Source organism: Allostella sp. (assembly GCF_041913585.1).
Taxonomy (GTDB): domain Bacteria; phylum Pseudomonadota; class Alphaproteobacteria; order ATCC43930; family Allostellaceae; genus Allostella.
In genome coordinates this window covers 1-26,004 of record NZ_JAYSFE010000004.1, presented here as the reverse complement: position 1 = coordinate 26,004, position 26,004 = coordinate 1, and the positions used below count along the sequence as shown (strand labels likewise).

25 protein-coding genes and 1 pseudogene are annotated in these 26,004 nt (G+C 72.0%); 17 read left to right on the top strand and 9 right to left on the bottom strand.

Annotated elements, in window-relative coordinates:
* The first annotated feature begins 33 nt into the window (after window positions 1-33).
* The 10 genes from uvrB (at window position 34) to ACE3Q3_RS01560 (ending at window position 9,782) form a co-directional block, all read left to right on the top strand.
* Window positions 34-2,160 carry an excinuclease ABC subunit UvrB gene (gene uvrB, locus ACE3Q3_RS01605; protein WP_374440778.1) on the top strand — a complete coding sequence of 709 codons (2,127 nt, stop codon included), beginning with the start codon at window positions 34-36 and terminating at the stop codon, window positions 2,158-2,160.
* Window positions 2,157-2,930, top strand: coding sequence for an SDR family oxidoreductase (locus ACE3Q3_RS01600; RefSeq protein ID WP_374440775.1), 774 nt, complete (start codon window positions 2,157-2,159; stop codon window positions 2,928-2,930). Before uvrB ends, ACE3Q3_RS01600 begins: the two co-directional genes overlap by 4 nt.
* Before the next feature lie 350 nt (window positions 2,931-3,280).
* Entirely contained in the window at window positions 3,281-5,260 is a 1,980-nt protein-coding gene (uvrC, locus tag ACE3Q3_RS01595; protein ID WP_374440772.1) for an excinuclease ABC subunit UvrC, read from the top strand.
* A 12-nt stretch (window positions 5,261-5,272) separates the two neighbouring features.
* The gene (pgsA, locus tag ACE3Q3_RS01590; RefSeq protein WP_374440770.1) at window positions 5,273-5,884 is read left to right on the top strand and encodes a CDP-diacylglycerol--glycerol-3-phosphate 3-phosphatidyltransferase; all 612 of its coding nucleotides are present in this window, start codon (window positions 5,273-5,275) and stop codon (window positions 5,882-5,884) included.
* Between the two features lie 49 nt (window positions 5,885-5,933).
* Window positions 5,934-6,452 (top strand): molybdopterin-guanine dinucleotide biosynthesis protein B, encoded by a 519-nt coding sequence (mobB, locus tag ACE3Q3_RS01585; RefSeq protein ID WP_374440768.1) that lies wholly within the window; start codon window positions 5,934-5,936, stop codon window positions 6,450-6,452.
* Window positions 6,449-7,705: a gephyrin-like molybdotransferase Glp gene (gene glp / locus ACE3Q3_RS01580; RefSeq protein ID WP_374440765.1), complete on the top strand. Its 1,257-nt coding sequence runs from the start codon at window positions 6,449-6,451 to the stop codon at window positions 7,703-7,705. Before mobB ends, glp begins: the two co-directional genes overlap by 4 nt.
* Window positions 7,702-7,953: a molybdopterin converting factor subunit 1 gene (gene moaD / locus ACE3Q3_RS01575; RefSeq protein ID WP_374440762.1), complete on the top strand. Its 252-nt coding sequence runs from the start codon at window positions 7,702-7,704 to the stop codon at window positions 7,951-7,953. Before glp ends, moaD begins: the two co-directional genes overlap by 4 nt.
* On the top strand, window positions 7,950-8,429 hold the full coding sequence (locus tag ACE3Q3_RS01570; protein ID WP_374440759.1) for a molybdenum cofactor biosynthesis protein MoaE: 480 nt from the start codon (window positions 7,950-7,952) through the stop codon (window positions 8,427-8,429). The genes moaD and ACE3Q3_RS01570 overlap by 4 nt, the downstream gene beginning before the upstream one ends.
* A gap of 33 nt (window positions 8,430-8,462) precedes the next feature.
* Window positions 8,463-9,002 carry a TIGR00645 family protein gene (locus tag ACE3Q3_RS01565; RefSeq protein WP_374440757.1) on the top strand — a complete coding sequence of 180 codons (540 nt, stop codon included), beginning with the start codon at window positions 8,463-8,465 and terminating at the stop codon, window positions 9,000-9,002.
* A 6-nt stretch (window positions 9,003-9,008) separates the two neighbouring features.
* The gene (locus tag ACE3Q3_RS01560) at window positions 9,009-9,782 is read left to right on the top strand and encodes a pentapeptide repeat-containing protein (RefSeq protein ID WP_374440754.1); all 774 of its coding nucleotides are present in this window, start codon (window positions 9,009-9,011) and stop codon (window positions 9,780-9,782) included.
* An 8-nt stretch (window positions 9,783-9,790) separates the two neighbouring features.
* Here ACE3Q3_RS01560 and ACE3Q3_RS01555 read toward each other — a convergent pair whose 3' ends face one another.
* Window positions 9,791-10,684, bottom strand: a complete 894-nt coding sequence (locus ACE3Q3_RS01555; protein WP_374440751.1) for a branched-chain amino acid aminotransferase — start codon at window positions 10,682-10,684, stop codon at window positions 9,791-9,793.
* A gap of 75 nt (window positions 10,685-10,759) precedes the next feature.
* Here ACE3Q3_RS01555 and ACE3Q3_RS01550 point away from each other — a divergent pair, with 75 nt between their 5' ends.
* Genes ACE3Q3_RS01550 through ACE3Q3_RS01535 form a run of 4 tightly spaced genes read left to right on the top strand, consistent with a single transcriptional unit; the run spans window position 10,760 to window position 14,529 of the window.
* Complete coding sequence (locus ACE3Q3_RS01550) at window positions 10,760-11,257, top strand: MarR family winged helix-turn-helix transcriptional regulator (RefSeq protein ID WP_374440749.1); 498 nt, start codon at window positions 10,760-10,762, stop codon at window positions 11,255-11,257.
* On the top strand, window positions 11,254-11,970 hold the full coding sequence (locus tag ACE3Q3_RS01545) for a response regulator (RefSeq protein WP_374440746.1): 717 nt from the start codon (window positions 11,254-11,256) through the stop codon (window positions 11,968-11,970). Before ACE3Q3_RS01550 ends, ACE3Q3_RS01545 begins: the two co-directional genes overlap by 4 nt.
* A gap of 5 nt (window positions 11,971-11,975) precedes the next feature.
* Window positions 11,976-13,298, top strand: coding sequence for an ATP-binding protein (locus ACE3Q3_RS01540; protein ID WP_374440743.1), 1,323 nt, complete (start codon window positions 11,976-11,978; stop codon window positions 13,296-13,298).
* A gap of 22 nt (window positions 13,299-13,320) precedes the next feature.
* On the top strand, window positions 13,321-14,529 hold the full coding sequence (locus ACE3Q3_RS01535; protein WP_374440738.1) for a JmjC domain-containing protein: 1,209 nt from the start codon (window positions 13,321-13,323) through the stop codon (window positions 14,527-14,529).
* Here the strand turns inward: ACE3Q3_RS01535 and ACE3Q3_RS01530 are convergent.
* The 4 genes from ACE3Q3_RS01530 to ACE3Q3_RS01515 form a co-directional block, all read right to left on the bottom strand.
* On the bottom strand, window positions 14,526-15,365 hold the full coding sequence (locus ACE3Q3_RS01530; protein ID WP_374440736.1) for a phosphatidylcholine/phosphatidylserine synthase: 840 nt from the start codon (window positions 15,363-15,365) through the stop codon (window positions 14,526-14,528). The two genes, ACE3Q3_RS01535 and ACE3Q3_RS01530, sit on opposite strands and share 4 nt — an antisense overlap.
* The gene (locus ACE3Q3_RS01525; protein WP_374440734.1) at window positions 15,362-16,048 is read right to left on the bottom strand and encodes a phosphatidylserine decarboxylase; all 687 of its coding nucleotides are present in this window, start codon (window positions 16,046-16,048) and stop codon (window positions 15,362-15,364) included. The genes ACE3Q3_RS01530 and ACE3Q3_RS01525 overlap by 4 nt, the downstream gene beginning before the upstream one ends.
* 138 nt (window positions 16,049-16,186) lie before the next feature.
* The gene (locus tag ACE3Q3_RS01520; RefSeq protein ID WP_374440731.1) at window positions 16,187-16,744 is read right to left on the bottom strand and encodes an HNH endonuclease; all 558 of its coding nucleotides are present in this window, start codon (window positions 16,742-16,744) and stop codon (window positions 16,187-16,189) included.
* Between the two features lie 133 nt (window positions 16,745-16,877).
* The gene (locus tag ACE3Q3_RS01515) at window positions 16,878-17,531 is read right to left on the bottom strand and encodes an alpha/beta hydrolase (protein ID WP_374440728.1); all 654 of its coding nucleotides are present in this window, start codon (window positions 17,529-17,531) and stop codon (window positions 16,878-16,880) included.
* 87 nt (window positions 17,532-17,618) lie between these two features.
* Between ACE3Q3_RS01515 and gluQRS the strand changes: the two genes are divergently transcribed.
* On the top strand, window positions 17,619-18,479 hold the full coding sequence (gene gluQRS / locus ACE3Q3_RS01510; protein WP_374440726.1) for a tRNA glutamyl-Q(34) synthetase GluQRS: 861 nt from the start codon (window positions 17,619-17,621) through the stop codon (window positions 18,477-18,479).
* A gap of 3 nt (window positions 18,480-18,482) precedes the next feature.
* Here the strand turns inward: gluQRS and ACE3Q3_RS01505 are convergent, their stop codons facing one another.
* Genes ACE3Q3_RS01505 through ACE3Q3_RS01490 form a run of 4 tightly spaced genes read right to left on the bottom strand, consistent with a single transcriptional unit; the run spans window position 18,483 to window position 24,746 of the window.
* The gene (locus tag ACE3Q3_RS01505) at window positions 18,483-19,328 is read right to left on the bottom strand and encodes a DUF4743 domain-containing protein (protein ID WP_374440723.1); all 846 of its coding nucleotides are present in this window, start codon (window positions 19,326-19,328) and stop codon (window positions 18,483-18,485) included.
* A 2-nt stretch (window positions 19,329-19,330) separates the two neighbouring features.
* On the bottom strand, window positions 19,331-22,834 hold the full coding sequence (gene metH / locus ACE3Q3_RS01500) for a methionine synthase (protein WP_374440719.1): 3,504 nt from the start codon (window positions 22,832-22,834) through the stop codon (window positions 19,331-19,333).
* Complete coding sequence (metF, locus tag ACE3Q3_RS01495) at window positions 22,831-23,751, bottom strand: methylenetetrahydrofolate reductase (RefSeq protein WP_374440922.1); 921 nt, start codon at window positions 23,749-23,751, stop codon at window positions 22,831-22,833. The genes metH and metF overlap by 4 nt, the downstream gene beginning before the upstream one ends.
* 5 nt (window positions 23,752-23,756) lie before the next feature.
* On the bottom strand, window positions 23,757-24,746 hold the full coding sequence (locus ACE3Q3_RS01490) for an ArsR/SmtB family transcription factor (protein WP_374440717.1): 990 nt from the start codon (window positions 24,744-24,746) through the stop codon (window positions 23,757-23,759).
* A gap of 225 nt (window positions 24,747-24,971) precedes the next feature.
* Here ACE3Q3_RS01490 and ACE3Q3_RS01485 point away from each other — a divergent pair, with 225 nt between their 5' ends.
* Together ACE3Q3_RS01485 and ACE3Q3_RS01480 are read left to right on the top strand one after the other, a co-directional pair.
* Window positions 24,972-25,724, top strand: coding sequence for a VacJ family lipoprotein (locus ACE3Q3_RS01485; protein ID WP_374440715.1), 753 nt, complete (start codon window positions 24,972-24,974; stop codon window positions 25,722-25,724).
* Window positions 25,725-25,762: 38 nt separating this feature from the next.
* Window positions 25,763-26,004, top strand: a pseudogene (locus ACE3Q3_RS01480) (ABC transporter substrate-binding protein); the annotation flags it as partial.

The following is a 26,004-nucleotide window of genomic DNA, read 5'->3' as shown; positions in this document are numbered from 1 at the left end:
TCATTCCCGGCCGGCGACCGCATATACTGCGGCATGCTGATCGATCGTCTCGAACGGCCGGTGGCCGATGCCGCGGTGCCGTTCCGCATCCAGTCGGACTTCGCCCCGGCCGGCGACCAGCCGGCCGCGATCGCCGCCCTCGTCGAGGGACTCGGCGCCGGCGAGCGCGACCAGGTCCTGCTCGGCGTCACCGGGTCGGGAAAGACCTTCACCATGGCCCACGTCATCCAGCACATCCAGCGGCCGACGCTGGTGCTGGCGCCGAACAAGACGCTGGCGGCCCAGCTCTACGGCGAGATGAAGTCGTTCTTCCCGGACAACGCCGTCGAGTATTTCGTCTCCTACTACGACTACTACCAGCCCGAGGCCTACGTGCCGCGGACGGACACCTATGTCGAGAAAGAGTCCTCGATCAACGAGCAGATCGACCGGATGCGTCACTCGGCGACCCGCGCGCTCTTCGAGCGCCGCGACGTCGTCATCGTCGCCTCGGTCTCCTGCATCTACGGCATCGGCTCGCCCGAGACCTACCAGACGATGACGCTGACCCTGAAGACGGGCCAGACCATCAACCGCACCCAGCTCCTCGCCCGCCTCGTCGAACTGCAGTACCGGCGCAACGACCTCGGCTTCGTCCGCGGCGCCTTCCGCGTCCGCGGCGACACGGTCGAGCTCTTCCCCGCCCACTACGAGGACCGCGCCTGGCGGGTGACCATGTTCGGCGACGAGATCGAGGCGATCCACGAGGTCGACCCGCTGACCGGGGACAAGGTGGCGACGCTGCAGCAGATCAAGGTCTACGCCAACAGCCACTACGTCACGCCCAAGCCGACGCTCCTCCAGGCGGTCGAGCAGATCAAGCGCGACCTCAAGCTCCGGCTCGACGAGCTCTACGCCGCCGGCAAGCTGCTGGAGGCGCAGCGGCTGGAGCAGCGCACCACCTTCGACATGGAGATGATCGCGGCGACCGGCAGCTGCGCCGGCATCGAGAACTATTCCCGCTACCTGACCGGGCGGGCGCCCGGGGAGCCGCCGCCGACGCTCTTCGAGTACCTGCCCGCCGACTCGCTGCTGATCCTCGACGAGAGCCACGTCACGGTGCCGCAGATCGGCGGCATGTTCCGCGGCGACTATGCCCGCAAGTCGATCCTCGCCGAATACGGCTTCCGCCTGCCCTCCTGCATCGACAACCGGCCGCTCAAGTTCGAGGAGTGGGAAGCGATGCGGCCGCAGACGGTGTTCGTGTCGGCGACCCCCGGGCCGTGGGAGATGGAGCGGACCGGCGGCGTCTTCGTCGAGCAGGTGGTCCGGCCGACCGGGCTGATCGACCCCGAGACCATCATCCGCCCGACCGAGAACCAGGTCGACGATCTGCTGGCCGAGTGCCGGGACTGCGCCGCCCGGGGCCACCGCGTGCTGGTCACCACCCTGACCAAGAAGATGGCCGAGGCGCTGACCGAATACATGCACGAGGCCGGCATCCGCTGCCGCTACGTCCATTCCGACGTCGAGACGCTGGAGCGCATCGAGATCATCCGCGACCTCCGGCTCGGCGCCTTCGACGTGCTGATCGGCATCAACCTGCTGCGCGAGGGGCTGGACATCCCGGAATGCGCGCTGGTCGCCATCCTCGATGCCGACAAGGAGGGCTACCTGCGCTCGCGCACCTCGCTGGTGCAGACGATCGGGCGCGCCGCCCGCCATGTCGAGGGGCGCGCCATCCTCTATGCCGACAAGATCACCGAATCGATGGCCTACGCCATCGGCGAGACGCAGCGCCGGCGCGAGAAGCAGCGCGCCTACAACGCCGCCCACGGCATCACGCCCGAGAGCGTGCGGCGCGGCATCGCCGACATCATGGACAGCGTCTACGAGCGCGACCACGTCACGGTGGCGACCGGGCTGGCCGAGGACAAGCCGCTGGTCGGGCACAACCTCCAGATGGTCGTGGCCGACCTCGAGAAGCGGATGCGCGAGGCCGCCGCCGACCTCGATTTCGAGCAGGCCGCCCGCCTGCGCGACGAAATCCGCCGGCTGGAGGCCCTCGACCTCGGCGTCGCGCCCGGCCCCTACGTCCCCGGCCCCGCCGGCCCGGCGCGGGAGACGCGGCCGGCCGCACCCAAGCCGAAGGGCCGGCCGCGCGGCCGCGGGCGGCGATGAGCCTGTCGCCGGCGCTGCCGCGGGTGGCGCTCGTCACCGGCGGGGGACGGCGCATCGGCCGCGCCCTCTCGCTCGACCTCGCCGCCCAGGGCTTCGCCGTCGCCGTCCACCACCACCGGTCGGGCGCCGAGGCCGAGGCGGTCGCGAGCGCGATCCGGGACGGCGGCGGGCGGGCGGTGGCGGTCGGCGCCGACCTCAGCCGCGAAGCCGAGGTCGAGGGGCTGGTCGAGCGGGTGGCGGCGGCCCTCGGCCCGGTCGGCTGCCTCGTCAACAACGCCTCGGTCTTCGACCGCGACGAGGCGGCGACGGCGACCCGCGCCTCGTGGGACGCCCACATGGAAACCAACCTGCGCGCGCCCTTCCTGCTGACGCAGCGGCTGGCGGCCGGGCTGCCCGCCGGGGCCGAGGCCGTGGTCGTCAACCTGCTCGACCAGCGGGTGTGGAGCCTGACGCCGCATTTCGTCTCCTACACGGTCAGCAAGAGCGCCCTGTGGACGCTGACCCGGACGCTGGCGCTGGCGCTGGCGCCGCGCATCCGCGTCAACGGCATCGGCCCGGGGCCGACCCTGCCCAGCCCGCGCCAGACCGACGAGCAGTTCCGCCGCCAGTGCCGCAGCGTGCCGCTCGGCCGCGGCACCACGCCCGAGGAGATCTGCGCCGCCGCCCGCTTCATCCTGTCGGCGCCGTCGATGACCGGGCAGATGATCGCGCTCGACGGCGGCCAGCACCTGCAATGGTCGCCGGCCGGCCGGGTGGAGATCGAGGAATGACCGTCCCGATCGCTTCCCGCCTTCAGCAGTTCCGCCGTTCGCGGCCCGGAAGCGGCGCAACCGCTGGGGTTTTGTGCACAGGCGGCCGAAATCCGCGGCAGTGCGGGCGAGTCAAGTCCTCATTGTGCGCGATCTCCGCCAATCCTGCGGCGATCGGCCTACTCCACTTTTGTTCATTCAGCAAAATCAATGACTTGGAAATATTGCCCAAAATCTGGGCAGGGCGTGCGGAGGTCTCGGAGAATCAGGCGCGGGCGCGCTTCCACCCAGGATTCCCCACATGCTTATCCACAGGTTCCGTGGAAAAGGGGAACTATGCGTGCTGACAGTCCGCAGGGGCGGGCGACGAGATGATGAACGACGGTCTCGACGACGTCGCGGAAGTATCGGAGACGGTTGAAGGATCGCCCGTCGGCCGCATCGCGGCCGGGGCCGAGGTGATCCGGACGGCGTTGCGGACGATGCCGCTCGCGCCCGGCGTCTACCGCATGCTCGACGCCCGCGGCGACGTGCTCTACGTCGGCAAGGCGCGCAGCCTGAAGCGCCGCGTCGTCTCCTACACCCATGTCGACCAGCTCTCGACCCGGCTGCGCCGGATGGTCGCCGAGACCGCGTCGGTCGAGATCGTCACGACCCACACCGAGGTCGAGGCGCTGCTGCTCGAGATCAACCTCATCAAGCGCCTGCGGCCGCGCTTCAACGTCCTGCTGCGCGACGACAAGTCGTTCCCCGACATCCTGCTGACCGGCGACCATCCCTTCCCGCAGATCACCAAGCATCGCGGCTCGCGCGCCCGGCCGGGGCGCTATTTCGGGCCGTTCGCCTCGGCCGGCGCGGTCAACCGCACGATCGTCGCCCTTCAGCGCGCCTTCCTCATCCGCAACTGCGCCGACACGGTCTTCGCCCAGCGCACCCGTCCCTGCCTGCAGCACCAGATCAAGCGCTGCACCGCCCCTTGCGTCGGCAAGGTGACGGCCGAGGCCTACGCCGCCCAGGTGGCCGACGCCGAGGCGTTCCTCTCGGGCCGCAGCCGGGCGGTGCAGCAGGCGCTGGTCGAGCGGATGCAGGCGGCGAGCGACGCGCTCGACTTCGAGAGCGCCGCGCTCTACCGCGACCGCATCCGCGCGCTGACGCAGATCCAGGCCCACCAGGACATCAACGTCGCCGGCATCGACGAGGCGGACGTGATCGCCGCCCACCAGGCCGGCGGGCACACCTGCATCCAGGTCTTCTTCTTCCGCAGCGGCCAGAACCTCGGCAACCATCCCTATTTCCCGAGCCACGACCGCCAGCTCGCGGCCGAGGAGGTGCTGGCCGCCTTCGTCGGACAGTTCTACGAGAACAAGGAGCCGCCGCGCCTGGTGCTGCTGAGCCACGCCCTGCCCGAGCAGGACCTGCTGGCCGAGGCCCTGGCGCTGCGGGCGGGGCACAAGGTCGAACTGGCGACGCCGCAGCGCGGCGACCGCCGCAAGCTGGTCGAGCACGCCCTCACCAACGCCCGCGAGGCGCATGGCCGCCGCCTCGCCGAAAGCGCGACCCAGCGCCAGCTGCTGGAGGGGGTGGCCCGCGTCTTCGGCCTCTCCGCCATGCCGGAACGCATCGAGATCTACGACAACAGCCACATCCAGGGCACCAATGCCGTCGGCGCCATGGTGGTCGCCGGGCCGGAAGGGTTCGTGAAGGGCGCCTACCGCAAGTTCACGATCCGCGACCCGGCCGCCGCCGGCGACGACTTCGCGATGATGCGCGAGGTCTTCACCCGCCGCTTCGGCCGGCTGGCCGAGGAGCGCGCGGCCGAGGAAGCGGGCGGCGAGCCGGCGGAGACCACGGACGGCGACGCCGCCGGACGTGCCCGGTCCGGCTGGCCCGACCTCGTCCTGATCGACGGCGGCGCCGGCCAGCTCGGCGCCGCCCGCGCGGTCATGGCCGACCTCGGCGTCAGCGACGTGCCGCTGGTCGCGATCGCCAAGGGCCCCGACCGCGACGCCGGCCGCGAGCGCTTCTTCACGCCCGACCGCATGCAGGCGGGACTGGAGCCGATCAGCCTGGAACCATGCGACCCGGTGCTGTATTTTCTCCAGCGGCTGCGCGACGAGGCCCACCGCTTCGCCATCGGCACCCACCGGGCCAAGCGCACCAAGGCCCTGGGACAGTCGCCGCTGGACGAGGTTCCGGGCATCGGCCCGCGGCGCAAGCGTGCGCTGCTGCACCATTTCGGCTCGGCGCGCGCGGTGGCACGGGCGGGACTGGCCGACCTGGAGACGGTCCCGGGCATCAGCAGGACGGTAGCAAAGCTGGTGTACGACTTCTTCCACGGGAACGGCCCCTGAGGCGACGACCGGATGTGGACCAATCTGCCCAACCTCCTGACCCTGTCCCGGATCGCGGTCATCCCGCTCCTGGTGGGCACCTTCTATTTCCAGGGACCTTGGGCGAGCTACGTCGCCTGCCTGCTCTTCACCGCGGCGGCCCTGACCGACTGGCTCGACGGCCATGTCGCCCGCCGGCAGAACCAGCAGTCGGAACTGGGGCGCTGCCTCGACCCGATCGCCGACAAGCTGCTGGTGGCGGCCGCGCTCTTCATGCTCGTCTCGTTCCAGCGGGTCGACGGCGCGACGGTGCTGGCGGCCTGCGTCATCCTGTGCCGCGAGATCCTGGTCTCGGGGCTGCGCGAATACCTGGCGGGGCTGCGCGTCGGCGTGCCGGTCAGCCGCCTCGCCAAGTGGAAGACCGCCATCCAGATGACGGCGATCGGCTTCCTGCTCGTCGGCGAGGCCGGCCCGGCCTTCCTGCCGGTGGTCGCCATCGGCACGATCGGCCTGTGGTGCGCTGCCGCACTGACGCTCGTGACCGGCTACGACTATCTCCATGCCGGGTTGCGCCACCTGCAGCCCGGCGCATCGCCGGCGGAGAAGCCGCAGAACCGCACCGCGGCGCCCGGAAGCGCCCGCTGACCTGCGGAGCGGCCGCCGGGCGCCCGGCCGCCAGCACGGGAACGCCCCCATGAAGACCTTCGGCCTCGCCGGATGGAGCGGCAGCGGCAAGACGACGCTCCTCCGGCACCTGATCCCGGAACTGCGGCGGCGCGGCCTCACCGTCTCGACGGTGAAGCACGCCCATCACCGCTTCGACCTCGACCAGCCGGGCAAGGACAGCCACACCCACCGCGAGGCCGGGGCGACCGAGGTGCTGATCGCCTCCGCCCAGCGCTGGGCGCTGATGCACGAACTGCGCGGCGCCGAGGAGCCGCCGCTGGACGACCTGCTGGCGAAGATGAGCCCGGTCGACCTCGTGCTCGTCGAAGGCTTCAAGCGGTCGCCCCTGCCGAAGATCGAGGTCCACCGGCCGGCGCTCGGCAAGCCGCTGCTCGCCGCCGAGGACCCGTGGATCGTCGCCGTCGCCAGCGACGCCGCGACCCTGGCGACGGACCGGCCGCTGCTGCCGCTCGGCGACGCCGCGGCCGTCGCCGACTTCCTCGTCGCCCATCTCGGGCTGGCGCCGCGCCCGGTCGCCCGGCCATGACCCAGCTCTCGCAGGACTGCTTCGCCGCCGGTGAAGAACTGCTCACGGTGGCCGAGGCGGCGCGGCTCGCCACCGCCCGCATCCGCGCCGTCGCCGAGGTCGAGACGGTGGCGCTGGCCGCCGCCGCCGGCCGGGTGCTGGCGGCCGACCTCGCCGCCGGGCACGCCCTGCCGCCGCACGACTGCTCGGCCGTCGACGGCTGGGCGGTGCGGCACGCCGACCTCGCACCGGCGGGCGACACCTGGCTCGCGATCGGCGGCCGCGCCGCCGCCGGCCACCCGCTGGCGCGCGGCCACCGCCCGGGCGCAGCCGCGCGCGTCTTCACCGGCGCGGTCATGCCGGCCGGGACCGACACCGTGCTGATGCAGGAGGATTGCCGGGTCGAGGACGGCCGGGTCTGCATCCCGCCGGGCATTGCCCCGGGCGCGAACCGCCGGCGCGCCGGCGAGGACGTGCCGGCCGGCGCGCGCGCGCTGCGGAGCGGTCAGCGCCTGCGGCCGCAGGATCTGGGCATGGCGGCGGCCGTCGGCCGCCCGGCCGTGCCGGTCCGGCGCCGCCTCTCGGCCGCGCTCTTCTCCACCGGCGACGAACTCCGCCAGCCGGGCGAGCCGCTCGCGGCGGGCACGGTCTACGACAGCAACCGCTTCATCCTGGCGGCGCTGCTCGCCGGCCTCGGCGTCGCGGTCGACGATCTCGGCATCCTGCCGGACCGGCTCGACCGGGTGCGGCCGGCGCTGGCAGCCGCCGCCGTCCGCCACGACCTGATCGTCACCAGCGGCGGCATGTCGGTCGGCGAGGAGGATCATGTGCGGGCGGCGGTGATGGCCGAGGGCCGGCTCGACTTCTGGCGCCTTGCCATGCGTCCCGGCCGGCCGGTGGCGCTGGGGCGCATCGGCGATGCGATCTTCGTCGGCCTGCCGGGCAACCCGGTCTCCATGATGGTCGCCTTCCTGACGGTGGCGCGGCCGATCCTGCTGGCGCGGATGGGCGCGTCGCCGGAGGCGCCGCAGGCCTTCCCCGTCTGCCTCGGCTTCGACTACCGCAAGAAGCCGGGCCGCCGCGAATACCTGCGCGCGCGGCTGGAGGCCGCCCCCGACGGGCTGCCGGTCGTGCGCAAGTTCCCGCGCGACGGCGTCGGCGTCCTGTCGTCGATGATCGAATCCGACGGGCTGGTAGCACTGGCCGAGGCCGCGACCGACCTTCCGGCGGGAACCCTGGTCGATTTCCTGCCCTTCAGCGAGATGATGCGATGAAGCTGCTCTATTTCGCCTGGCTCCGGCAGCGCACCGGCCTCGCCGAGGAAACGGTGACGCCGCCGGCCGAGGTGCGGACGGTGGCCGGGCTCGTCGAATGGCTGCGCGGCCGCGGCCCCGGCTACGCCGAGGCCTTCGCCGACCTGCGGCCGATCCGGGTCGCGGTGAACCAGGAATTCGCCCGGCTCGACACCGCGATCGGGCCGGACGACGAGGTCGCGCTCTTCCCGCCGGTGACCGGCGGATGAGCGCGGGCCCGGCCGGCGGCGCCTGCCGCATCGCCATCGCCGTCCAGGCGGAGGATTTCGACGTCGGCGCCGCCATCGCGGCCGCCTCGGCCGGCGACCACGGCATCGGCGGGGTCGCCAGCTTCGTCGGCCTGGTGCGCGACCAGGGCGGCGGCGAGCCGGTCGCGGCGATGACGCTCGAGCACTACCCGGGCATGACCGAGAAGGCCCTGCGGGCGATCGCCGACGAAGCGGCCCGGCGCTGGCCGCTCGATGCCGTCCGCATCGTCCACCGCTTCGGGCGGCTGCTGCCGGGCGACCGCATCGTGCTGGTCGTCACCGCCTCGGCCCACCGCGACGCCGCCTTCGACGCCTGCCGCTTCCTCATGGACTGGCTGAAGACCAAGGCGCCGTTCTGGAAGCGCGAGGAGACGCCGGCCGGCGCACGCTGGGTCGAGGCCAAGGCCGAGGACGACCTCGCCGCCGAACGCTGGTAGACGGCGGGCCTCGCCTGCCCCACATAGGCGCCGATGACGATCCCTTCCGACCGTGCCGATTCCGGCTCGGCGCGCCACCGCGCCGAGCGCATCCTCGAATCCTGGGTGTTCCAGAGCCGCTGGCTGCTGGCCCCGCTCTATGTCGGCCTGATCCTCGGCCTCGGGATCCTGCTGGTGAAGTTCACCCAGGAACTCGTGGCCTTCCTGCCGAGGACGCTGGAGGCGTCGCAGAGCGACGTCATCCTGGCGCTGCTGACACTGGTCGACCTGGTGCTGGTCGCCAACCTCGTGCTCATGGTGGTGTTCAGCGGCTACGAGAACTTCGTCTCCAAGATCGACGTCCAGGACCACCCGGACCGGCCGGAATGGATGGGCAAGCTCGACTCGGGCGGACTGAAGCTGAAGCTGATCGCCTCCATCGTCGCCATCTCCTCGATCTCGCTGCTCAAGACGTTCATGAACGTCGACAAGGTGACCGATCGCGAACTCGTCTGGATGGTCGGTCTGCACGGGCTCTTCGTCGTCTCGGGCCTGATCCTGGCACTGACCGACAGGCTGGCGGTGAAGAAGTAACGGCCGATGACCGCCGATGCGCTGCGGCAGGCGCTGGCCGCCGGCAGCCCGCTGGTCGGGCACCAGGTGGGCGCGGCCGACTGGGGCGACCTCGACGCGCCCGGCGCGGAGTTCGCCGAATGCACCTTCGCGGGCGTCGCCTTCACCGCCAGCGACCTGCGCGAGGCGCGGTTCCGCCGCTGCCGCCTCCACGGCTGCAGCTTCGGCCGCGCCGACCTCCGCGAGGCCGAGTTCGAGGACTGCGTGCTCGTCGAACGCCCGCCGGGCGGCGACCCGCTCGGCTGCCGCTTCGCCTTCGGCGACGCCCGGCAGGTCCGCTTCCGCCAGTGCGATCTCTCCTTTGCCGATTTCGACCGCATCGACCTCCACGGCGTCGAGATGGACGGCTGCAACCTGCGCGGCGCGCGCTTCCACCAGGTCGAGTTCACCCATGCCTTCTCGCGCAAGGTGGTGGTGACGCGGGCGGCCTTCCGCCACTGCAATCTCGAACTGGCGAGCCTGGCCGACCTCCGGCTGCCGGGCTGCGAACTGGCCGGCAGCCGGCTGCGCGAGGCCGACCTGTCCTCGGCCGACCTCAGCGACGCCGACCTCCGCGACTGCGACCTGACCCAGGCGGTGCTGGTCGACGCCCGGCTCGACGGCGCCGACCTGCGCGGCGCCGAACTGGGCGGGCTCGACCTGTCGCTGGTCGCCGGCTTCGCCCGCCTGAAGATCACCCAGAGCCAGCAGTTCGCGGTGCTGACCGGGATCGGGGTCGACGTCCACCCCGATCCCGCCTGACCGGCCGGCTACGACAGGGCGGGCCTGGGCGTACCCCGGACCAGCGTCATATAGTCGTCGTAGAGGGCTTGGCTCATGCGACCGGGGGTAAAGGTGAGGTCGTCGACGCGACCGACCGGCGTCAGTTCCGCGGCACTGCCGGTGACGAAGACCTCGCTCGCCCGCGCGAGGTCTTCGGGCGCGATGTGGCGCTCGACGACCTCGATCTGGCGCTCGCGGGCGAGCCGCATCACCGTCCGCCGGGTGATGCCGTCGAGAAAGCAGTCGGGCCTGGGCGTGTGCAGCTTGCCGTCGATGGCGAGGAAGAGATTGGCGCCCGTCGCCTCGGCGAGGAAGCCGCGATAGTCGAGCATCAGCGCATCATGGAACCCCTGATCCTCGGCCGCATGCTTGCTCATGGTGCAGATCATGTAGAGGCCGGCCGCCTTGCTCTCGACCGGGGCGGTCTCCGGCGCCGGGCGGCGCCACGGCGACATCGTCACCCGGATGCCCTGCGCCCGCGCCTCGGGCGAGAAGTAGGACGGCCATTCCCAGGCGGCGATGGCGAGGTGGATGCGCGTCGCCGGCGCCGACACCCCCATCATCTCGCTGCCGCGCCAGGCGATGGCCCGGATGTAGCCCTCGGCAATCCCCTGGGCGGCGACCAGCGCCGCCTTGGCCGCCTCGATCTCCTCGACCGCATAGGGAACGCGGAAGCCGAGGATCTCGGCCGAGCGGTGCAGGCGGCGGGAGTGGGCCGCGCTCTCGAAGATGTTGCCGCCATAGACGCGTTCGCCCTCGAAGACGGCGCTGGCATAGTGCAGGCCGTGCGTCAGGACATGCACCTTGGCGTCGCGCCAGGGCACCATGCGGCCGTCCATCCAGAGGACGCCGTCGCGGTCGTCGAAGGGGATCATCGCCATGGGGGAGGCTCCACATGCTAAGATTATGTCGTCTCGACGCGACAGGACGTAACATTTCGCCGAAAATGAGTCAACATGGCTGACATAAAAGCGCCGACCCGCCTGCTCTTCCTGCGCGAGGAGGAACTGCGCCAGGGCATCGAGCTGCTCTACTTCGCCTATCGCGACTTCACCCGCGGGCCGGACGAGATCCTGGACGGCTACGGCTTCGGGCGCGCCCACCACCGGGTGATCTATTTCGTCGGCCGCCATCCGGGAATGACGGTCTCCGACCTGCTCGGCATCCTCCGCATCACCAAGCAGAGCCTGTCGCGGGTGCTGGGACAGCTGGTCGACGAGGGCTTCATCACCCAGCAGCGCGGCGAGCGCGACAAGCGGCAGCGCCTGCTGACCCTGACCGAGAAGGGCGTCGAGCTGGAGCGGCAGCTCTCCCAGAACCAGCGCGATCGCATCGCCCGGGCCTTCCGCAACGCCGGCGCCGACGCCGTCGAGGGCTTCCGGCGGGTCATGCTCGGCATCGTCGACGAGGCGGACCGGGCCCGGTTCGACCGCCCGCGGGAGCCGGGCGCGTGAGCGCGGCCGACACCGCCGGCCCCGTCGCCGCCGGCGCCGACGACGCCCCCCATGTCCTGGTGGTCGACGACGACCAGCGCCTGCGCGACCTCCTGCGCCGCTACCTCGCCGAGAACGGCTTCCGGGTGACGGTGGCGGGCGACGCCGCCGAGGCGCGGGCCCGGCTCGCCGCCATCGACTTCGACCTTCTCGTCCTCGACGTCATGATGCCGGGCGAGAGCGGACTCGACCTCACCCGCGCGCTGCGGGCGACGGGCGACGTCCCGATCCTGCTGCTGACCGCCATGGGCGAGACGGCCAACCGCATCGCCGGGCTGGAGAGCGGCGCCGACGACTACCTCGCCAAGCCGTTCGACCCGCGCGAACTGCTGCTCCGGATGCGCACGGTCCTGCGCCGGCGCGCCGCCCCGGCGACGGCCGTCATCCTCCAGTTCGGGCCCTTCCGCTTCGAGCCCCGGCGCGGCGAACTGAAGCGCGGCGCCGCCCCGGTGCGGCTGACCCAGGCGGAGACCGGCCTGCTGCGGGTCCTGGCCGGCACGCCGGGCGAGGCGGTGTCGCGGGAAGACCTGGCCGAGGCGATCGGCATCCAGGGCAGCGTGCGCACGGTCGACGTCCAGATGACCCGGCTGCGGCGCAAGATCGAGAGCGACCCGCGCTACCCGCGCTACCTGCAGACGGTGCGCGGCACCGGCTACGTGCTGATCCCGGACTGACCGGCTTGGACGCGACCGACCTCCGCCACCGCCTGCTGCCGCGATCGCTGTTCGGGCGCTCGCTGCTCATCATCGTCATGCCGCTGGTGATCGTGCAGATCGTCTCCACCTGGTATTTCTACGACCGGCACTGGGACATCGTCGCCCGGCGGCTGGCGCAGGCGATCGCGGGCGACGTCGCCGCCATCGTCGACCTGCACGAGCGCGCGACCACCCCGGCGGACCGGGCGGAGATCGTGGCCCTGGCGCTGCGCCACATGGACCTGCGCGTCGACTGGCGACCGGGCGAGCGGCTGCCGCCGATCGACCGCGAGCCGGACGACTTCTTCATCGCCGGCCAGCTCTTCTCGGCGCTGCGCGAACGGGTCGACCGGCCGATCGCCATCGATCCCGAATCGCGCCCGCGCCAGGTCGAGATCCTGGTCCAGCTCGAGAACGGCGTGCTCGAGCTGATGGCGCCGCAGAAGCGGCTCTTCTCCTTCACCGCCTATGCCATCATCGCCTGGACGATCGGCTCCTCGCTGCTGCTCTTCGCCGTCGCCTCGCTCTTCATGCGCAACCAGGTGAAGCCGATCCGGCGCCTCGCCGCCGCCGCCGAGAGCTTCGGCAAGGGCCGGGACGTCCCGGGCTTCAAGCCGGAGGGCGCGACCGAGGTGCGGCAGGCCGCCGCCGCCTTCCTCGTCATGCGCGAGCGCATCCAGCGCCAGATCGACCAGCGGACGACGATGCTGGCCGGGGTCTCGCACGACCTGCGCACGCCGCTGACCCGGATGCGCCTCGGGCTGGCGCTGCTGCCGCAGAGCGCCGACACCGCCGACCTGCTGGGCGACGTCGCCGAGATGGAACGGATGATCCAGGCCTATCTCGACTTCACCCGCGGCGAGGGCGACGAGCAGCCGGTGGAGAGCGACCTCGGCCAGCTCCTCGACGAGATCGCCGTCGGCGCGCGCCGCGACGGCGTCGAGATCGCGGTCGCCGTGCCGCCCGGCATGCGTCTCGCCGTCCGGCCCAACGCCATCAAGCGCTGCATCGGCAACCTCGTCGGCAATGCCGCCCGCCACGCCCGCCGCGTCTGGATCGGCGCCGTCAGCCGCCCGACCGGGATCGACATCCTGGTCGACGACGACGGTCCGGGCATCCCGGCCGCCGAACGCGAGAGCGCCTTCCGCCCCTTCCACCGCCTCGACCCGTCGCGCAACGTCGCGACCGGCGGGGTCGGGCTCGGCCTCACCATCGCCCGCGACATCGCGCGCGGTCACGGCGGCGACGTCGTGCTGGAAGAATCGCCGCAGGGCGGCCTGCGCGCGCGCGTCGCCCTGCCCCTGTGAACCGCTGACGCGAGCCCGCCCCATGACCGATGCCGACCCGCGCCTCGCCCGCCGCCTGGAAGCCCTGCTGGCGCCGATCGGCCCAGCGCGCTTCTTCGGCGAGTGCTTCGGCCGCGCCGCCGCCCTGTTGCCGGGAGCGCCCGAACGCGCCGCCGGGGTCATGGACCTCGCCGAACTCGACCGGCTGCTCAACCAGACCTCGATCTGGACCGCACGCACGCTGCAGCTCGTGATCGACGGCCGCGCCGTCGTCACCGAGGAATATTGCCGGCCGGCCGTCGACAGCGAGGTCCGCGACCTGATGCGGCCGGTGCCGCGGCTCGTCACCGCCTGGATCCGGCGCGGCGCCACCCTCGTCCTCAACAACATCGGCGAGCTCAACGACGGGCTGGCGGAGACGGCGGCGGCGCTGCGGGCGGCCACGGGCGCCCCGGTGCAGGCCAATCTCTACTTCTCCCGCCAGGGCCGGCAGGCCTTCAACCCGCATTTCGACACCCACGAGGTGTTCGCGCTCCACTGCCACGGCGAGAAGCGCTGGCGCATCTTCGAGAACCGCGCCGAGGCGCCGACCCCGCGCAGCATCCAGGCGGCGGCCGCGATGGGCCGCAAGGACGAGCCGGGCGCAGTCCGCCAGGAGCTGACGCTGCGGCCGGGCGACCTCCTCTACCTGCCGCGCGGCCAGTTCCACGACGCGCTCGCCTCGACCCAGGCGACGATCCACGTCACCTTCGCGGTGTCGATGCCGAGCGGCGTCGACCTCCTGCGCTTCCTGGCCGAGGAGGGCGTCCTCGACCCGGCGCTGCGGCGGGACCTGCCGCTGCGGCCGAACCGCAAGCGCCTGGAGGCGGCGTCCGGCCCGGTCGCCGAGCGGCTCGCCGCCATGGCGCGCGACCCGGCCTTCCTGGCGGCGCTGGCGCAGCATCTCCAGGCGCAGGCCCCGGCCTTCGACCGCTACGACCTGGCGGCGGCGCTGGCGGCGCCCTTGCGCTACCGCCCGCGCCGCGACGCCGGCACCCGACTGGTCGAGGAGGGCGGCCGGATCGCCGCCGAGGGCCGCTTCGGCCGGGTCCCGCTGCCGCCGGCGCTGGCGCCGGTCGCCCGCTGGGCGCTGACCGCGACCGAGGAGTTCGACCACGCGGCGCTGGCCGCCCTCTTCCCGGCCCTGTCGCCCGACCAGGTCGGCCAGGCGGCGGAGAGCCTCGTCAACCTGAGGCTGGCGGAACTGGTCTAGCGATCGACCTCGCCGCGCTCCTCGGGCATGGCGACCACCACCCCGTCCCGTTCCCCCTTGAGACGGGCCGCCTCGGCCGCGAGCCGGCCGTAGGAGCGGATGCCGAGGGGAATGAAGGCGACGTAGACGATGGCGAGCGCGGCCAGGGTCAGCCACGGCTCGCTGACCGCGGCGGCGGCGACGACGCCGACGCCCAGAAGCGCGAACGGTACCTGCGCCTGCGGTACCCGCATCTTCTTCATGGCGAAGGTGGGGACGCTGCTGATCATCAGCCCGGCGATGGTGAGCAGCCACACCGCATTGAGCCAGGCGCTGGCGAAGAACGCGTCGGGAAACTGCTGGGCCAGGATCATCGGCAGCAGGGCCAGCCCGGCGCCGGCTGGCGCCGGCACGCCGCTGAAGTAGTTGTAGGCCCAGGGCGGCATGTCGGGGTCGTTGAGCTTGGTGTTGAAGCGCGCGAGGCGCAGCGCGCAGCAGGTGATGTAGACCAGCGCCACCACCCAGCCGAGGCCGCCGATCCCCTTCATCGCGAACTGGTGGACGAGCATGCCCGGCACGACGCCGAAGGCGATGACGTCGGACAGCGAGTCGAGTTGCGCCCCGAAGCCCGAGGTGCCGCCGATGAGGCGGGCGATGCGGCCGTCCAGCCCGTCGAAGACGGCGGCCAGGATGATCATCCCGATGGCGTGCTCCCAGCGCCCCTCGAGCCCGAAGCGGAGCGCGGTGACGCCCGCCGCCAGCGCCAGGATGGTCAGGACGTTGGGAATGAGGCGGTTGATCGGCAGCGCCCGCAGGCGGCCGGCCTGGCGCCGGCGCAGCCGGCCACGGAACTTCATCGTACCACTCCCTTGCGCGGCGGCTCGACGGCCAGCAGGTCGGCCAGCACGGTCTCGCCGGCGACCGCGCGCTGGCCCTCGGCGACGAGCGGCGCCACCCCGTCCGGCAGGTAGACGTCGACCCGGCTGCCGAACCGGATCAGGCCGAAGCGCTCGCCGGTCGGCAGGAACTCCCCCTGCCGCACCCAGCACCGGATGCGGCGGGCGACCAGCCCGGCGATCTGCACCACCGCCATCTCGCGCCCGTCGGCGAGCGTCAGGCGCAGTGCCATGCGTTCGTTCTCCTGACTCGCCTTGTCGAGCGAGGCGTCGAAGAACTTGCCCTTGCGGTAGGCGACCCTGGCGACCGTCGCCGCGATCGGCATCCGGTTCACATGGACGTCGAGCACGTCCATGAAGATGCTGACGCGCGGCCGCGCCAGCTCTCCCATGCCGAGCTCGGGCGGCGGCACCGCCGGCTCGACGAGCTGCACCATGCCGTCGGCCGGGCTGACCACCAGCCCGTCACGCTCGGGGACGGTACGCGCCGGGTCGCGGAAGAAATAGGCGCACCACCCGGTGGCCAGCAGGCCGAGCCACCCGAGCGGCTGCCACAGCAGGGCGAGCAGCGCCGCGACGACGGCGAAGCCGGCGACGAAGGGCCAGCCTTCGCGATGGACGGGGGCGAGATAGCGCGGGCGCATGGGCGGCGGGTCGACTCCTGAGGGGCCGTCCGGGGTGAACCCGCGCACGGCGGCCCCCATGTAGCGCGGGAACCCCGCTCCAGCAACGTCGCCGGCCGGTACCGCGTTGCGTCCCCGCGGCCGGATGCCGGCCGCCGCTCAGCCGGTGTCGAGTTCGCTGTCCCAGTAGAGGAAGTCGCGCCAGCTGCCGTGCAGATAGTTGGGCGGGAAGGACCGCCCGTGCTCCTGCAGCTGATGCGTGTTCGGCTGCGCCGGCCGGACCCGGGGCCACATGCCGCACTCGACCGGCAGCCGGTCGCCCTTCAGCAGGTTGCAGGTGCCGCAGGCGGTGACGACGTTCGACCAGTTCGTCCGCCCGCCGCGCGAGCGCGGCACGACATGGTCGAAGGTCAGCTCGTGGGTCGGAAACGGCTCGCCGCAGTACTGGCAGTGGAAGCGGTCGCGCAGGAAGACGTTGAAGCGGGTGAAGGCGGGCCGCCGCTCGGTCTGCACGTACTCCTTGAGCGAGATCACGCTCGGCAGCCGCATCTCGAAGTTCGGCGAGCGGATGACCCGGTCGTACTCGGACACGATGTTGACGCGGTCGAGGAACACGGCTTTGACCGCGTCCTGCCAGGACCAGAGCGACAGCGGGTAATAGCTGAGCGGACGGTAGTCCGCGTTCAGCACCAGTGCAGGACACGCCTCGATCGACACGGGGTCGGTTTCCCTCCCTGTCGGGCCACAGGCCGGCCGGCGGCCGCCCCATGGCGCCCCTTAGCACGCAACACGTTACAGACTGATAACGGATGCGGGGCGGCGCGACAAAACAATATCTGGCGCCGGCGCGCTAGGCGGCGAACCGCTCCTGGAGGAAGGCGATGGCCTGGCCGATGCCGGGCTCGTCGATCGAGTGGCCGAGGCCGGGGCGGCGCTCGACGCGCACGGGCATGCCGGCCGCCACGAGACCGCTCTGGGCGACGCGCAGCGCCTCGAACGGCACCACCGGGTCGGCGTCGCCATGGATCAGCAGCACCGGCGGGCGCGACCGGGCCTCGGCCGCCAGCCGGTCGCCCGCCAGGAGCGCGCCGGAGAAGCCGACGATGCCGGCGACCTCGCGCGGCCGGCGCGGGGCGACGTGCAGCGACATCATCGTGCCCTGCGAGAAGCCGACGAAGGCGAGGCGGGCCTCGGTCAGCCCATGTTCCTCCAGCAGCCCGTCGACATAGGCGTCGAGCAGCGGCGCCGACGCCTGGATGCCGGCCAGCATCACCGCCGGCGTGCGGTCCTGGAGGCTGAACCACTGGTAGCCGTAGGGCGCCATGTCGCAGGGAAAGGGGGCATCCGGGGCGGCGAAGGCGGCGTGCGGCAGGTACTGCGCGAAATAAGGGGCGAGTCCGATCAGGTCGTTGCCGTCGGCGCCGAGCCCGTGCAGGAAGAGCACGATCTCGCGCGCCGGCCCGCCGGCGGCCGGCCCCATCGTCGGCCCGGAAAGCTCCATCATCGGTTTCGATCCTTCCCCTCGGCTCCGCCCGTCGCGCGCTCGGGTCCCGTCCTAGCGGAAATCCCCCGGACGTGCCATGTCGGAAGGGTGAGCGCCGTTGTCCCGGACCGCCCGGTCGTCACCCGATTCGCGCCGAGCCCGACCGGCCGGCTGCATCTCGGCCACGCCCATTCGGCGCTCGCCGGCTGGCGGGCGGCGCGCGACGCGGGCGGCCGGTTCCTGCTGCGCATCGAGGACATCGACCCGGTGCGCTGCCGGCCGGAGTTCACCGCCGGCATCCTGGAGGACCTGGCGTGGCTCGGCCTCGACTGGGACGGGCCGGTGCGCATCCAGTCGCAGCACCTGGCGACCTACGGGGCGGCGCTGGCGCGGCTCGAGGCGGCCGGGCTGACCTACCCCTGCTTCTGCACCCGGCGCGACATCCAGGCCGAGATCGCGCGCGCGGGCGGCGCCCCGCACGGGGCCGAGGGGCCGCTCTACCCGGGCACCTGCCGCCGCCTGCCGGCGGGCGAACGGCGGGCGCGCATGGCGGCCGGCGAAAGCTGGGCGATCCGGCTCGACGTCGCGGCCGCCATGGCGCGGACGGGGCCCCTCGCCTGGACCGACCGGCGCCGCGGCCGGCAGACCGCACGCCCCGACCTCCTCGGCGACGTCGTGCTCGCCCGCAAGGACGTGCCGACCAGCTACCATCTCGCCGTCACCGTCGACGATGCGGTCCAGGGGGTGACGCTGGTGACGCGCGGCGTCGACCTCTTCGAGGCGACGCACGTCCATCGCCTGCTGCAGGCGCTGCTCGGGCTGCCGGAGCCGGAATGGGACCACCACCCGCTGCTCACCGACGCCGCCGGCCGGCGCTACGCCAAGCGCGACCGCGCCGTCACCCTGGCGGCGATGCGCGCGGCCGGCATGACGCCGGCGGCGGTGCGGGCGCTGGCCGGCTTCGCCTGAGGATCAGCGGCGCAGGCCGCGGCAGATCGCGACGTAGTCCGGGTCGCCGGGGCGAAGGATGCCGTGGCGGACGAAGAAGTCGATGAGCGTCACGTTGACGTTGAACTTGATCCGGTCGGTGTCGCGCACCAGCGCCAGCACGTCCGTCGCCGGCAGCAGCCGGAAGTCCGCGATCTCGCCGTCGTTCGGCCGCGGGACGACGTCCTCCGGCATCTCGAGGTCGTAGAGGTAGAGAAGGTCGTCGCGCAGCCCGTCCTCGCGCTCCATGACGTAGGTCGCGATGCCGGCAGGGTGGGCCCGCGCGAGCAGGTCGGCGGGCAGCGCCGCCTCCTCCTCCCCCTCCTTGAGGAGCGTCGACCACGGCCCGTGACCGGCGCCGATCCCGCCCGCCACCATGTTGTCGAGCTTGTCGGGGTCGAGCTTCTTGTCGGGCGACCGGCGCGCGATCCACAGGTGGATGCCGTCCGGCCGACGGACATAGCCGTTGAGATGCACGCCCGCCGCCCGCATGCCGAGCCGCGGCAGGGCGCCGCGGTCGACGCGGAAGAGCGCCTGCTCGTCGTCGCCCGCGACGACGTCGAACCACTCGCCGCGCCAGTTGGGGATCGCCCCGTCGGCGACGAGCCGGCGGGTGGCGAGCGCGACCGCCGCCGTCAGCGCCTCGGGTTCGGCCGGGTCGGGGCGCAGCCGCACCCGGTCCGTCTCGACCGCGAAGACCGCGGGGAAGGCGGCCAGCAGCGGCGCGAAGTCGTGGCGGATGCGGCCGACCCGCCGCTCGCCCAGGACGAGCGGACGGAAGCGGGCGGGGTCCCAGCGATTGACGGCCTCGATGTGTCGCAGCAGTCCCATGGTCAGACCGAGAAATACTTGGCCTGCGGGTGATGGACGACGATGGCGGACGTGCTCTGCTCGGGTTCGAGCTGGTCCTCCTCGCTCAGCGTGATGCCGATCTGCTCGGCGCCGAGGAGCCGCAGCAGCGCCGCCTGGTCGTGCAGGTTGGGGCAGGCCGGGTAGCCGAAGGAGTAGCGCGAGCCGCGGTAACCCTGCTGGAGCAGCCGGTCCATCTCCCGCGAGTCCTCGTGCCCGAAGCCGAGCTCGGCGCGGATGCGCTTGTGGACGTACTCGGCCATCGCCTCGGCCATCTCGACGCCGAGACCATGCAGGTAGAGATAGTCCTGGTAGCGGTTGTCGGCGAACCACTGGCGCGCGACGTCGGACGCCTTCTGGCCGATCGTCACCACCTGGAGGCCGATGACGTCGCGGGTCGCGGGCGTCGTCGCGTCGCGCTCGCGGAAGAAGTCGGCGATGCAGAGGCCGCCGTCGCGGCTCTGCCGCGGCAGGTCGAAGCGCGCGACCTCGGTCTCGCCGTCGTCGCCGAACAGCACCACCGCATCCCCGTCCGCCGCGCAGCGCCAGAAGCCGTAGCAGGCCTGCGGGATGAGGATGTCCTGCTGCTGGACGATGTCGAGCATCCGCTTCAGCGTCGGCCGCAGTTCCTTCTGCGACCACGCCATGAACTCCTCCAGCGTGCGGCCGTCCTTCCGGTAGCCCCAGTGGAATTGGTAGAGCATGCGCTCGTTGAGGTACGGCACCAGCGCCGCCACCGGCACCCGGGCGATCGTCCGCGGTCCCCAGAAGGGGGGCACCGGCACCGGCAGGTCGCGATGCAGCTCGGCCCGGCGGGTCCGGATCTCCTCGCTGTCGACCGGGCGCAGCACGCGCGGCTCGGCGGCCTGCCCGAGCACCCGGCGGGTGTTGGTCGGCCGGCCCTGGCGCCTGGCCGCGACCGTCGCGAGATGCCCGTCGAAGCTGCCGGTCATCACCTTGTTCATGAGGTCGAGCCCGTCGAAGGCGTCGCGGGCATAGGCGACCCGGCCATCGGTATAGACCTGGGTGCAATCCTCCTCGACATACTTGCGGGTCAGGGCCGCGCCGCCCAGCAGCACCGGCACGCCGACGCCGGTGCGCTTCATCTCCTCCAGGTTCTCGCGCATCACCACGGTCGACTTGACCAGCAGGCCGGACATGCCGATGGCGTCGGCCCGGTGCTCGTTCGCCGCCGCCAGGATGTTGGCGATCGGCTGCTTGATGCCGAGATTGACGACCTTGTAGCCGTTGTTGGTGAGGATGATGTCGACGAGGTTCTTGCCGATGTCGTGGACGTCGCCCTTCACCGTGGCGAGCACGATCGTCCCCTTCTCCTGGCCCTCCACCCGCTCCATGTGCGGCTCCAGCCAGGCGACGGCGCGCTTCATCGTCTCGGCCGACTGCAGCACGAAGGGAAGCTGCATCTTGCCGGCGCCGAAGAGCTCGCCCACCACCTTCATGCCGTCGAGCAGGAAGTTGTTGATGATGTCGAGCGGCCTGTGGGCCTGCATCGCCAGGGCGAGGTCGTCCTCCAGCCCCAGCCGCTCGCCGTCGACGATGCGCTGGACAAGGCGCTCCTCGACCTTCTCGGAACGCACCTTCTTCACCGCCTGCGACGCCTTGCGGTTCTCGAAGAGGGCGATGAAGGCCTGCAGCGGATCGTAACCCTCGCGCCGCCGGTCGTAGATCAGGTCCTCGGCGACGCGGACCTCCTCCTCCGGGATCTTGTGCAGCGGCACGATCTTGCTGGCGTGGACGATGGCGCCGGTCATGCCGCGCTTCAGCGCATGGTCGAGGAAGACCGAGTTCAGCACCGTCCGCGACGCGGCGTTGAGGCCGAACGAGATGTTGGAGAGGCCGAGGATGATCTGGCACTCCGGCAGCTCGCGCGCGATGCGCTCGATCCCCTCCAGCGTCCACAGGCCGAGCTTGCGGTCGTCCTCGTTGCCGGTCGCGATGGTGAAGGTCAGCGGGTCGAACAGCAGGTCCGACGAGGCGAGGCCGAAGCCGCGGGCGAAGTCGTGCAGGCGGTGGGCGATGCGGACCTTGGACTCGACGTCCTTGGCCATGCCGGCCTCGTCGATCGTCAGCGCGATCACCGCCGCGCCGAAGCGCTTGGCGAGCTGCAGCCGCTCGGCCGCCTGCTTCTCCCCCTCCTCGAAGTTGATCGAGTTGATGATCGCCTTGCCGCCATAGAGCTTGAGGGCGGCCTCGATCACCGGCGTCTCGGTCGAATCGACGACGAGCGGGGCGTTGACGGCGCCGCGCATGCGGGTGACGACCTCGGTCATCTCCGCCATCTCGTCGCGGCCGACGAAGGCGGTGCAGATGTCGAGGGCGTGCGAGCCTTCCCGCACCTGCTCGCGTCCCATCTCGACGCAGCCGTCCCAGTCGCCCGCCTCCTGGAGCTCGCGGAACTTCTTCGAGCCGTTGGCATTGCAGCGCTCGCCGATGGCGAGGAAGGCGTTCTCCTGGCGCAGCAGGGTCTGGCCGTAGAGCGAGGCGACGGCCGGCACCCAGTGGACGGAGCGCTTCGCCGGTGCCGGCCGGGCGGCGCCGCCGGCGCGGTCGCGCAGCATCCGGTCGAGGGCGGCGATGTGGTCGTTGCCGGTGCCGCAGCAGCCGCCGACCATGCCGATGCCGTCCTCGTCGATGAAGCGGCCGAGCCAATTGGCGAGGTCGTCGGGCCGCAGCGGGTAGTGCGTCCGGCCGTCGACCAGCTCCGGCAGGCCGGCGTTGGGCTGTACCGAGATCGGCCCCGGCCAGTTCTGGGACAGCCAGCGGACGTGCTCGGACATCTCCTGCGGGCCGGTGGCGCAGTTGAGGCCCATGACCGGCACGTCGAGGGCGCGGATGATGGTGGCGGCGGCCGCGATGTCGGTGCCGACGAGGAGCGTGCCCGTCGTCTCGACCGTCACCTGGACGACGATCGGCAGGCGCTCCTGTCCGGCCTCGGCCCGCGCCCGCTTGGCGCCGTTGACCGCGGCCTTGATCTGCAGCGGGTCCTGGCAGGTCTCGATCAGGAAGGCGTCGATGCCGCCGGCGACGAGGCCGGCGCACTGCACGGCGAGCGCGTCCTCCATCGTCTGGTAGGGCGCATGGCCGAGGCTGGGCAGCCGCGTGCCGGGGCCGATCGAGCCCAGCACGAAGCGCGGCCGGCCGTCGGCACGCCATGGCCCGATCGCCTCGTTCGCCAGCTCGGCCGCCCGCTTGTTCAGTTCGAAGGCGCGGTCGGCGATGCCGAACTCGGCCAGCGTCAGCGGCGAGCCGCCGAAGGTGTTGGTCAGGATGCAGTCGGCACCGGCCGCGAGATAGCCGTCATGGATCAGCCGGACGACGTCGGGCCGGCTGTCGTTCAGGATCTCGGTGCAGTTCTCCAGCCCGGCGAAATCGCGGTCGGTATCGAGGTCGAGCGCCTGGACGCGCGAACCCATGGCGCCGTCGCAGAGCAGGATGGTCTCGGAAAGGGTCGACAGGAAGTCGGTCATGGCGTTCCCCCGCCGCCCGCCGCCGGCGCCGGCGGCCGCACCCCGAGGATGTGGCAGATGGCGAAGCTGAGGTCGGCACGATTGAGGGTGTAGAAGTGGAACTCGCGGACGCCGCCCGCCTGGAGCGCGCGCACCTGCTCGGCCGCCACCGTCGCGGCCACCAGCCGGCGGGTCTCGGGGTCGCGGTCGAGCCCCTCGAACTGCACGCCGAGCCAGTCCGGCACCGATGCCCCGCAGGCGGCGGCGAACTTGCAGACCTGGGCGAAATTGGTGACGGGCAGGATGCCCGGCACGAGCGGCACGGTGATGCCGGCCGCCCGCACGCGGTCGCGGAAGCGGAAGAAGACCGCCGGATCGAAGAAGAACTGGGTGATCGCCCGGATCGCGCCGGCATCGACCTTGCGCCGCAGGTTGTCGAGATCGGCGGCCGGGCTCGCCGCCTCCGGATGGGTCTCGGGATAGGCGGCGACCGTCAGCTCGAAATCGGCGACCCGCTTCAGCCCGGCGACGAGGTCGGCGGCGAAGGCGTAGCCGCCGGGATGGGGCGTATAGCGCCCCGCATCGGCCGGCGGGTCGCCGCGAAGCGCGACGATGTGGCGGATGCCGGCCTCCCAGTAGTGCCGCGCCACCGCATCGATCTCCTCGCGGGTGGCGCCGACGCAGGTCAGATGGGCCGCCGGCTCCAGCTTGGTCTCGCGCCGGATGCGGGCGACCGTCGCGTGCGTGCGCTCGCGCGTCGTCCCGCCGGCGCCGTAGGTCACCGAGACGAAGCGCGGCGCCAGCGGCGCCAGCCGCTCGACCGTCTCCCACAGGCGCGCCTCCATCTCCGCCGTCTTGGGCGGAAAGAACTCGAAGGAGACCTCGACCGGGTTGGGCGCGCGCAGCACCTCCCCCGGGCCACGCGGCGGGTACGACATCGCGCTCAATGGGGCAGTCCTCGTGTGGCGGCGGGCGCCGGGTGGACGGAACCTGCGGCCGCCTCCGGCCGCGGACGACGGGCGGGCCACAGGACGACCGTCAGCGGGTCGCCCGGCAGAACCAGCGGCGGCGCGGGCTCGAGGCCGGCCCGCCGCAGCCACTGCTCCATTTCCGCGTCGGTGAAGCCGAGGCGGCGATGGGCATGCTCGGCCCGGAGCTGGTCGAGCTCGTGCGGCGCGAAATCGACGACGACGAGACGCCCGCCGGGCCGCAGCACCCGCGCCGCCTCGGCAAGCGCCTCGCCGGGATCGTCGAGGTAGTGCAGCACCTGATGGATGGTGACGGCGTCGAACGAGGCGGCCGGCATCGGCAGCTGGTAGGCGTCGGCGAAGCGCACCTGGCAGTGCGGCAGGTGGGCGCGCTCGAGATTGGCGCGCGCCACCCCCAGCATGTCGCGCGAGCTGTCGACGCCGACCGCGCGGACACCGCGACGGCCGAGCAGCTCGACGATGCGCCCGGTGCCGGTGCCGACGTCGAGCAGGTCGCGCACCTCGCGCTCGGGCAGCAGGCCGAGCAGCGCCTGCTCGACCTCGCGCTCGTCGACATAGAGCGAGCGCACGCGATCCCAGGTCGCGGCGTTGGCGCGGAAATAGGCGGAGGCCGCCTCGGCCCGCGTCGCCTTGACCGCGGCCAGCCGCTGCAGGTCGCGGGCGATCGTATCGTCGTCGTCGGGAATGCGGTCGACCAGGACGCGCGCGAGGTCGCCCGCAGCGCCGACTCCGGCCAGGCGGAAGAAGGCCCAGGTGCCTTCCCGGAAGCGATCGAGCAGCCCCGCCTCGCACAGGAGCTTCAGGTGCCGGGACACGCGCGGCTGGCTCTGGCCGAGAATCTGCGTCAGCTCGCTGACCGTCAGCTCGCCGTGCGCGCAGAGCGCCAGGATCCGCAGCCTCGTCGGCTCGGCCGCTGCCCGCAACCCGTTCAGGAGATGCTCCATTCCCCACCTTTCGCGCAGAGACATATAAACATGACTTTATGTATTGTCCAACATCCTGGCGCATCGGCCCGACCCGGGCGCGCCCGCGCCATGCAGATCGGCCACAGTTCTTCGGCATTGCACCATGGGCGCGGCGGGGCGCGCTGGCGCCGGTCCGGAGCTTGTGTTAGCTCCGTCGATCGGTGCGGGGGCGCGTCCGGACGGTCGGCGGAGACGATGCAGGTGATGAGACGGGCGATCTTGCGGGCCTGGACGGCCACGAGGACGCTGCTGGTGCCCCCGGCGCTGGCCGGCTGCGTCCTGCTGCTGGCGGCATCGGCCCCGGCGCTGGCCCAGGACGCGACCGACCAGGATCCGCTCGAGGAGATCAACCGCGCGGTCTACGATTTCAACCGCGTCCTCGACGGCCTGCTGCTGAAGCCGGCGGCGATGATCTATCGCGGCCTGCTGCCGGAGGAGGTGCGCGACGGCGTCCGCAACGTCCTCGACAACCTGCAGGGCCCGGTGATCCTCGCCAACGACCTGATGCAGGGCGAGATCGAGCGCGCCCAGGTGACGGCCGAGCGCTTCGCCATCAACACCACGGTCGGCGTGCTCGGCATCTTCGACGCCGCCAAGGGCTACGGCCGCTACCGCCACCAGGAGGATTTCGGCCAGACGCTGGGCACCTGGGGCATCGGCGACGCGCCCTATCTGATCCTGCCGGTGCTCGGACCTTCGAACCCGCGCGACCTGACCGGCCTCCTCGTCGATTCGTTCGTGATCGATCCCTGGGGCCACATTGCCCGCGCCAACGACGCCGACTGGTTCAGCTACACCCGCCTCGGGCTCAACATCGTCGACACGCGCTCGCGGACCATCGAGGCCCTGGACGACATCGAGCGGAACCAGATCGACCCCTACTCGTTCATCCGGACGACGTGGCGCCAGCGCCGCGCCAACGACGTCCGGAATGGACGGCCCGCGCCCCAGCACTGACCCGTCGGACCCGACCCAAAGCCAGGAGCGCCGCCCCCATGCTCCCTCGTCCCCTGTCCCGAATCCTCCTCGTCGTCGCCGCGCTGATGGCGCTCCCCGCCGTCCCGCCGGCCGTCGCCCAGACCCCGAAGTTGCTGGTCGAACAGCTCGGCGACAAGGCGATCCGCCAGCTCACCGGCAGCGTCACCCGTCCGGAGCGGGAGGCCCGCTTCCAGAACCTCCTGTCCGCCGGCTTCGACATCAAGGCCATCGGCCGCTTCACGCTCGGCCGCTACTGGAA

Excerpts from the sequence above, each read along its gene's own strand:
- uvrB (WP_374440778.1), top strand. The coding sequence starts at position 34 with ATGCTGATCGATCGTCTCGAACGGCCGGTGGCCGATGCCGCGGTGCCG.
- ACE3Q3_RS01600 (WP_374440775.1), top strand. The coding sequence starts at position 2,157 with ATGAGCCTGTCGCCGGCGCTGCCGCGGGTGGCGCTCGTCACCGGCGGG.
- uvrC (WP_374440772.1), top strand. The coding sequence starts at position 3,281 with ATGATGAACGACGGTCTCGACGACGTCGCGGAAGTATCGGAGACGGTT.
- pgsA (WP_374440770.1), top strand. The coding sequence starts at position 5,273 with ATGTGGACCAATCTGCCCAACCTCCTGACCCTGTCCCGGATCGCGGTC.
- mobB (WP_374440768.1), top strand. The coding sequence starts at position 5,934 with ATGAAGACCTTCGGCCTCGCCGGATGGAGCGGCAGCGGCAAGACGACG.
- glp (WP_374440765.1), top strand. The coding sequence starts at position 6,449 with ATGACCCAGCTCTCGCAGGACTGCTTCGCCGCCGGTGAAGAACTGCTC.
- moaD (WP_374440762.1), top strand. The coding sequence starts at position 7,702 with ATGAAGCTGCTCTATTTCGCCTGGCTCCGGCAGCGCACCGGCCTCGCC.
- ACE3Q3_RS01570 (WP_374440759.1), top strand. The coding sequence starts at position 7,950 with ATGAGCGCGGGCCCGGCCGGCGGCGCCTGCCGCATCGCCATCGCCGTC.
- ACE3Q3_RS01565 (WP_374440757.1), top strand. The coding sequence starts at position 8,463 with ATGACGATCCCTTCCGACCGTGCCGATTCCGGCTCGGCGCGCCACCGC.
- ACE3Q3_RS01560 (WP_374440754.1), top strand. The coding sequence starts at position 9,009 with ATGACCGCCGATGCGCTGCGGCAGGCGCTGGCCGCCGGCAGCCCGCTG.
- ACE3Q3_RS01555 (WP_374440751.1), bottom strand. The coding sequence starts at position 10,684 with ATGGCGATGATCCCCTTCGACGACCGCGACGGCGTCCTCTGGATGGAC.
- ACE3Q3_RS01550 (WP_374440749.1), top strand. The coding sequence starts at position 10,760 with ATGGCTGACATAAAAGCGCCGACCCGCCTGCTCTTCCTGCGCGAGGAG.
- ACE3Q3_RS01535 (WP_374440738.1), top strand. The coding sequence starts at position 13,321 with ATGACCGATGCCGACCCGCGCCTCGCCCGCCGCCTGGAAGCCCTGCTG.
- ACE3Q3_RS01530 (WP_374440736.1), bottom strand. The coding sequence starts at position 15,365 with ATGAAGTTCCGTGGCCGGCTGCGCCGGCGCCAGGCCGGCCGCCTGCGG.
- ACE3Q3_RS01525 (WP_374440734.1), bottom strand. The coding sequence starts at position 16,048 with ATGCGCCCGCGCTATCTCGCCCCCGTCCATCGCGAAGGCTGGCCCTTC.
- ACE3Q3_RS01515 (WP_374440728.1), bottom strand. The coding sequence starts at position 17,531 with ATGATGGAGCTTTCCGGGCCGACGATGGGGCCGGCCGCCGGCGGGCCG.
- ACE3Q3_RS01505 (WP_374440723.1), bottom strand. The coding sequence starts at position 19,328 with ATGGGACTGCTGCGACACATCGAGGCCGTCAATCGCTGGGACCCCGCC.
- metH (WP_374440719.1), bottom strand. The coding sequence starts at position 22,834 with ATGACCGACTTCCTGTCGACCCTTTCCGAGACCATCCTGCTCTGCGAC.
- metF (WP_374440922.1), bottom strand. The coding sequence starts at position 23,751 with ATGTCGTACCCGCCGCGTGGCCCGGGGGAGGTGCTGCGCGCGCCCAAC.
- ACE3Q3_RS01490 (WP_374440717.1), bottom strand. The coding sequence starts at position 24,746 with ATGGAGCATCTCCTGAACGGGTTGCGGGCAGCGGCCGAGCCGACGAGG.
- ACE3Q3_RS01485 (WP_374440715.1), top strand. The coding sequence starts at position 24,972 with ATGAGACGGGCGATCTTGCGGGCCTGGACGGCCACGAGGACGCTGCTG.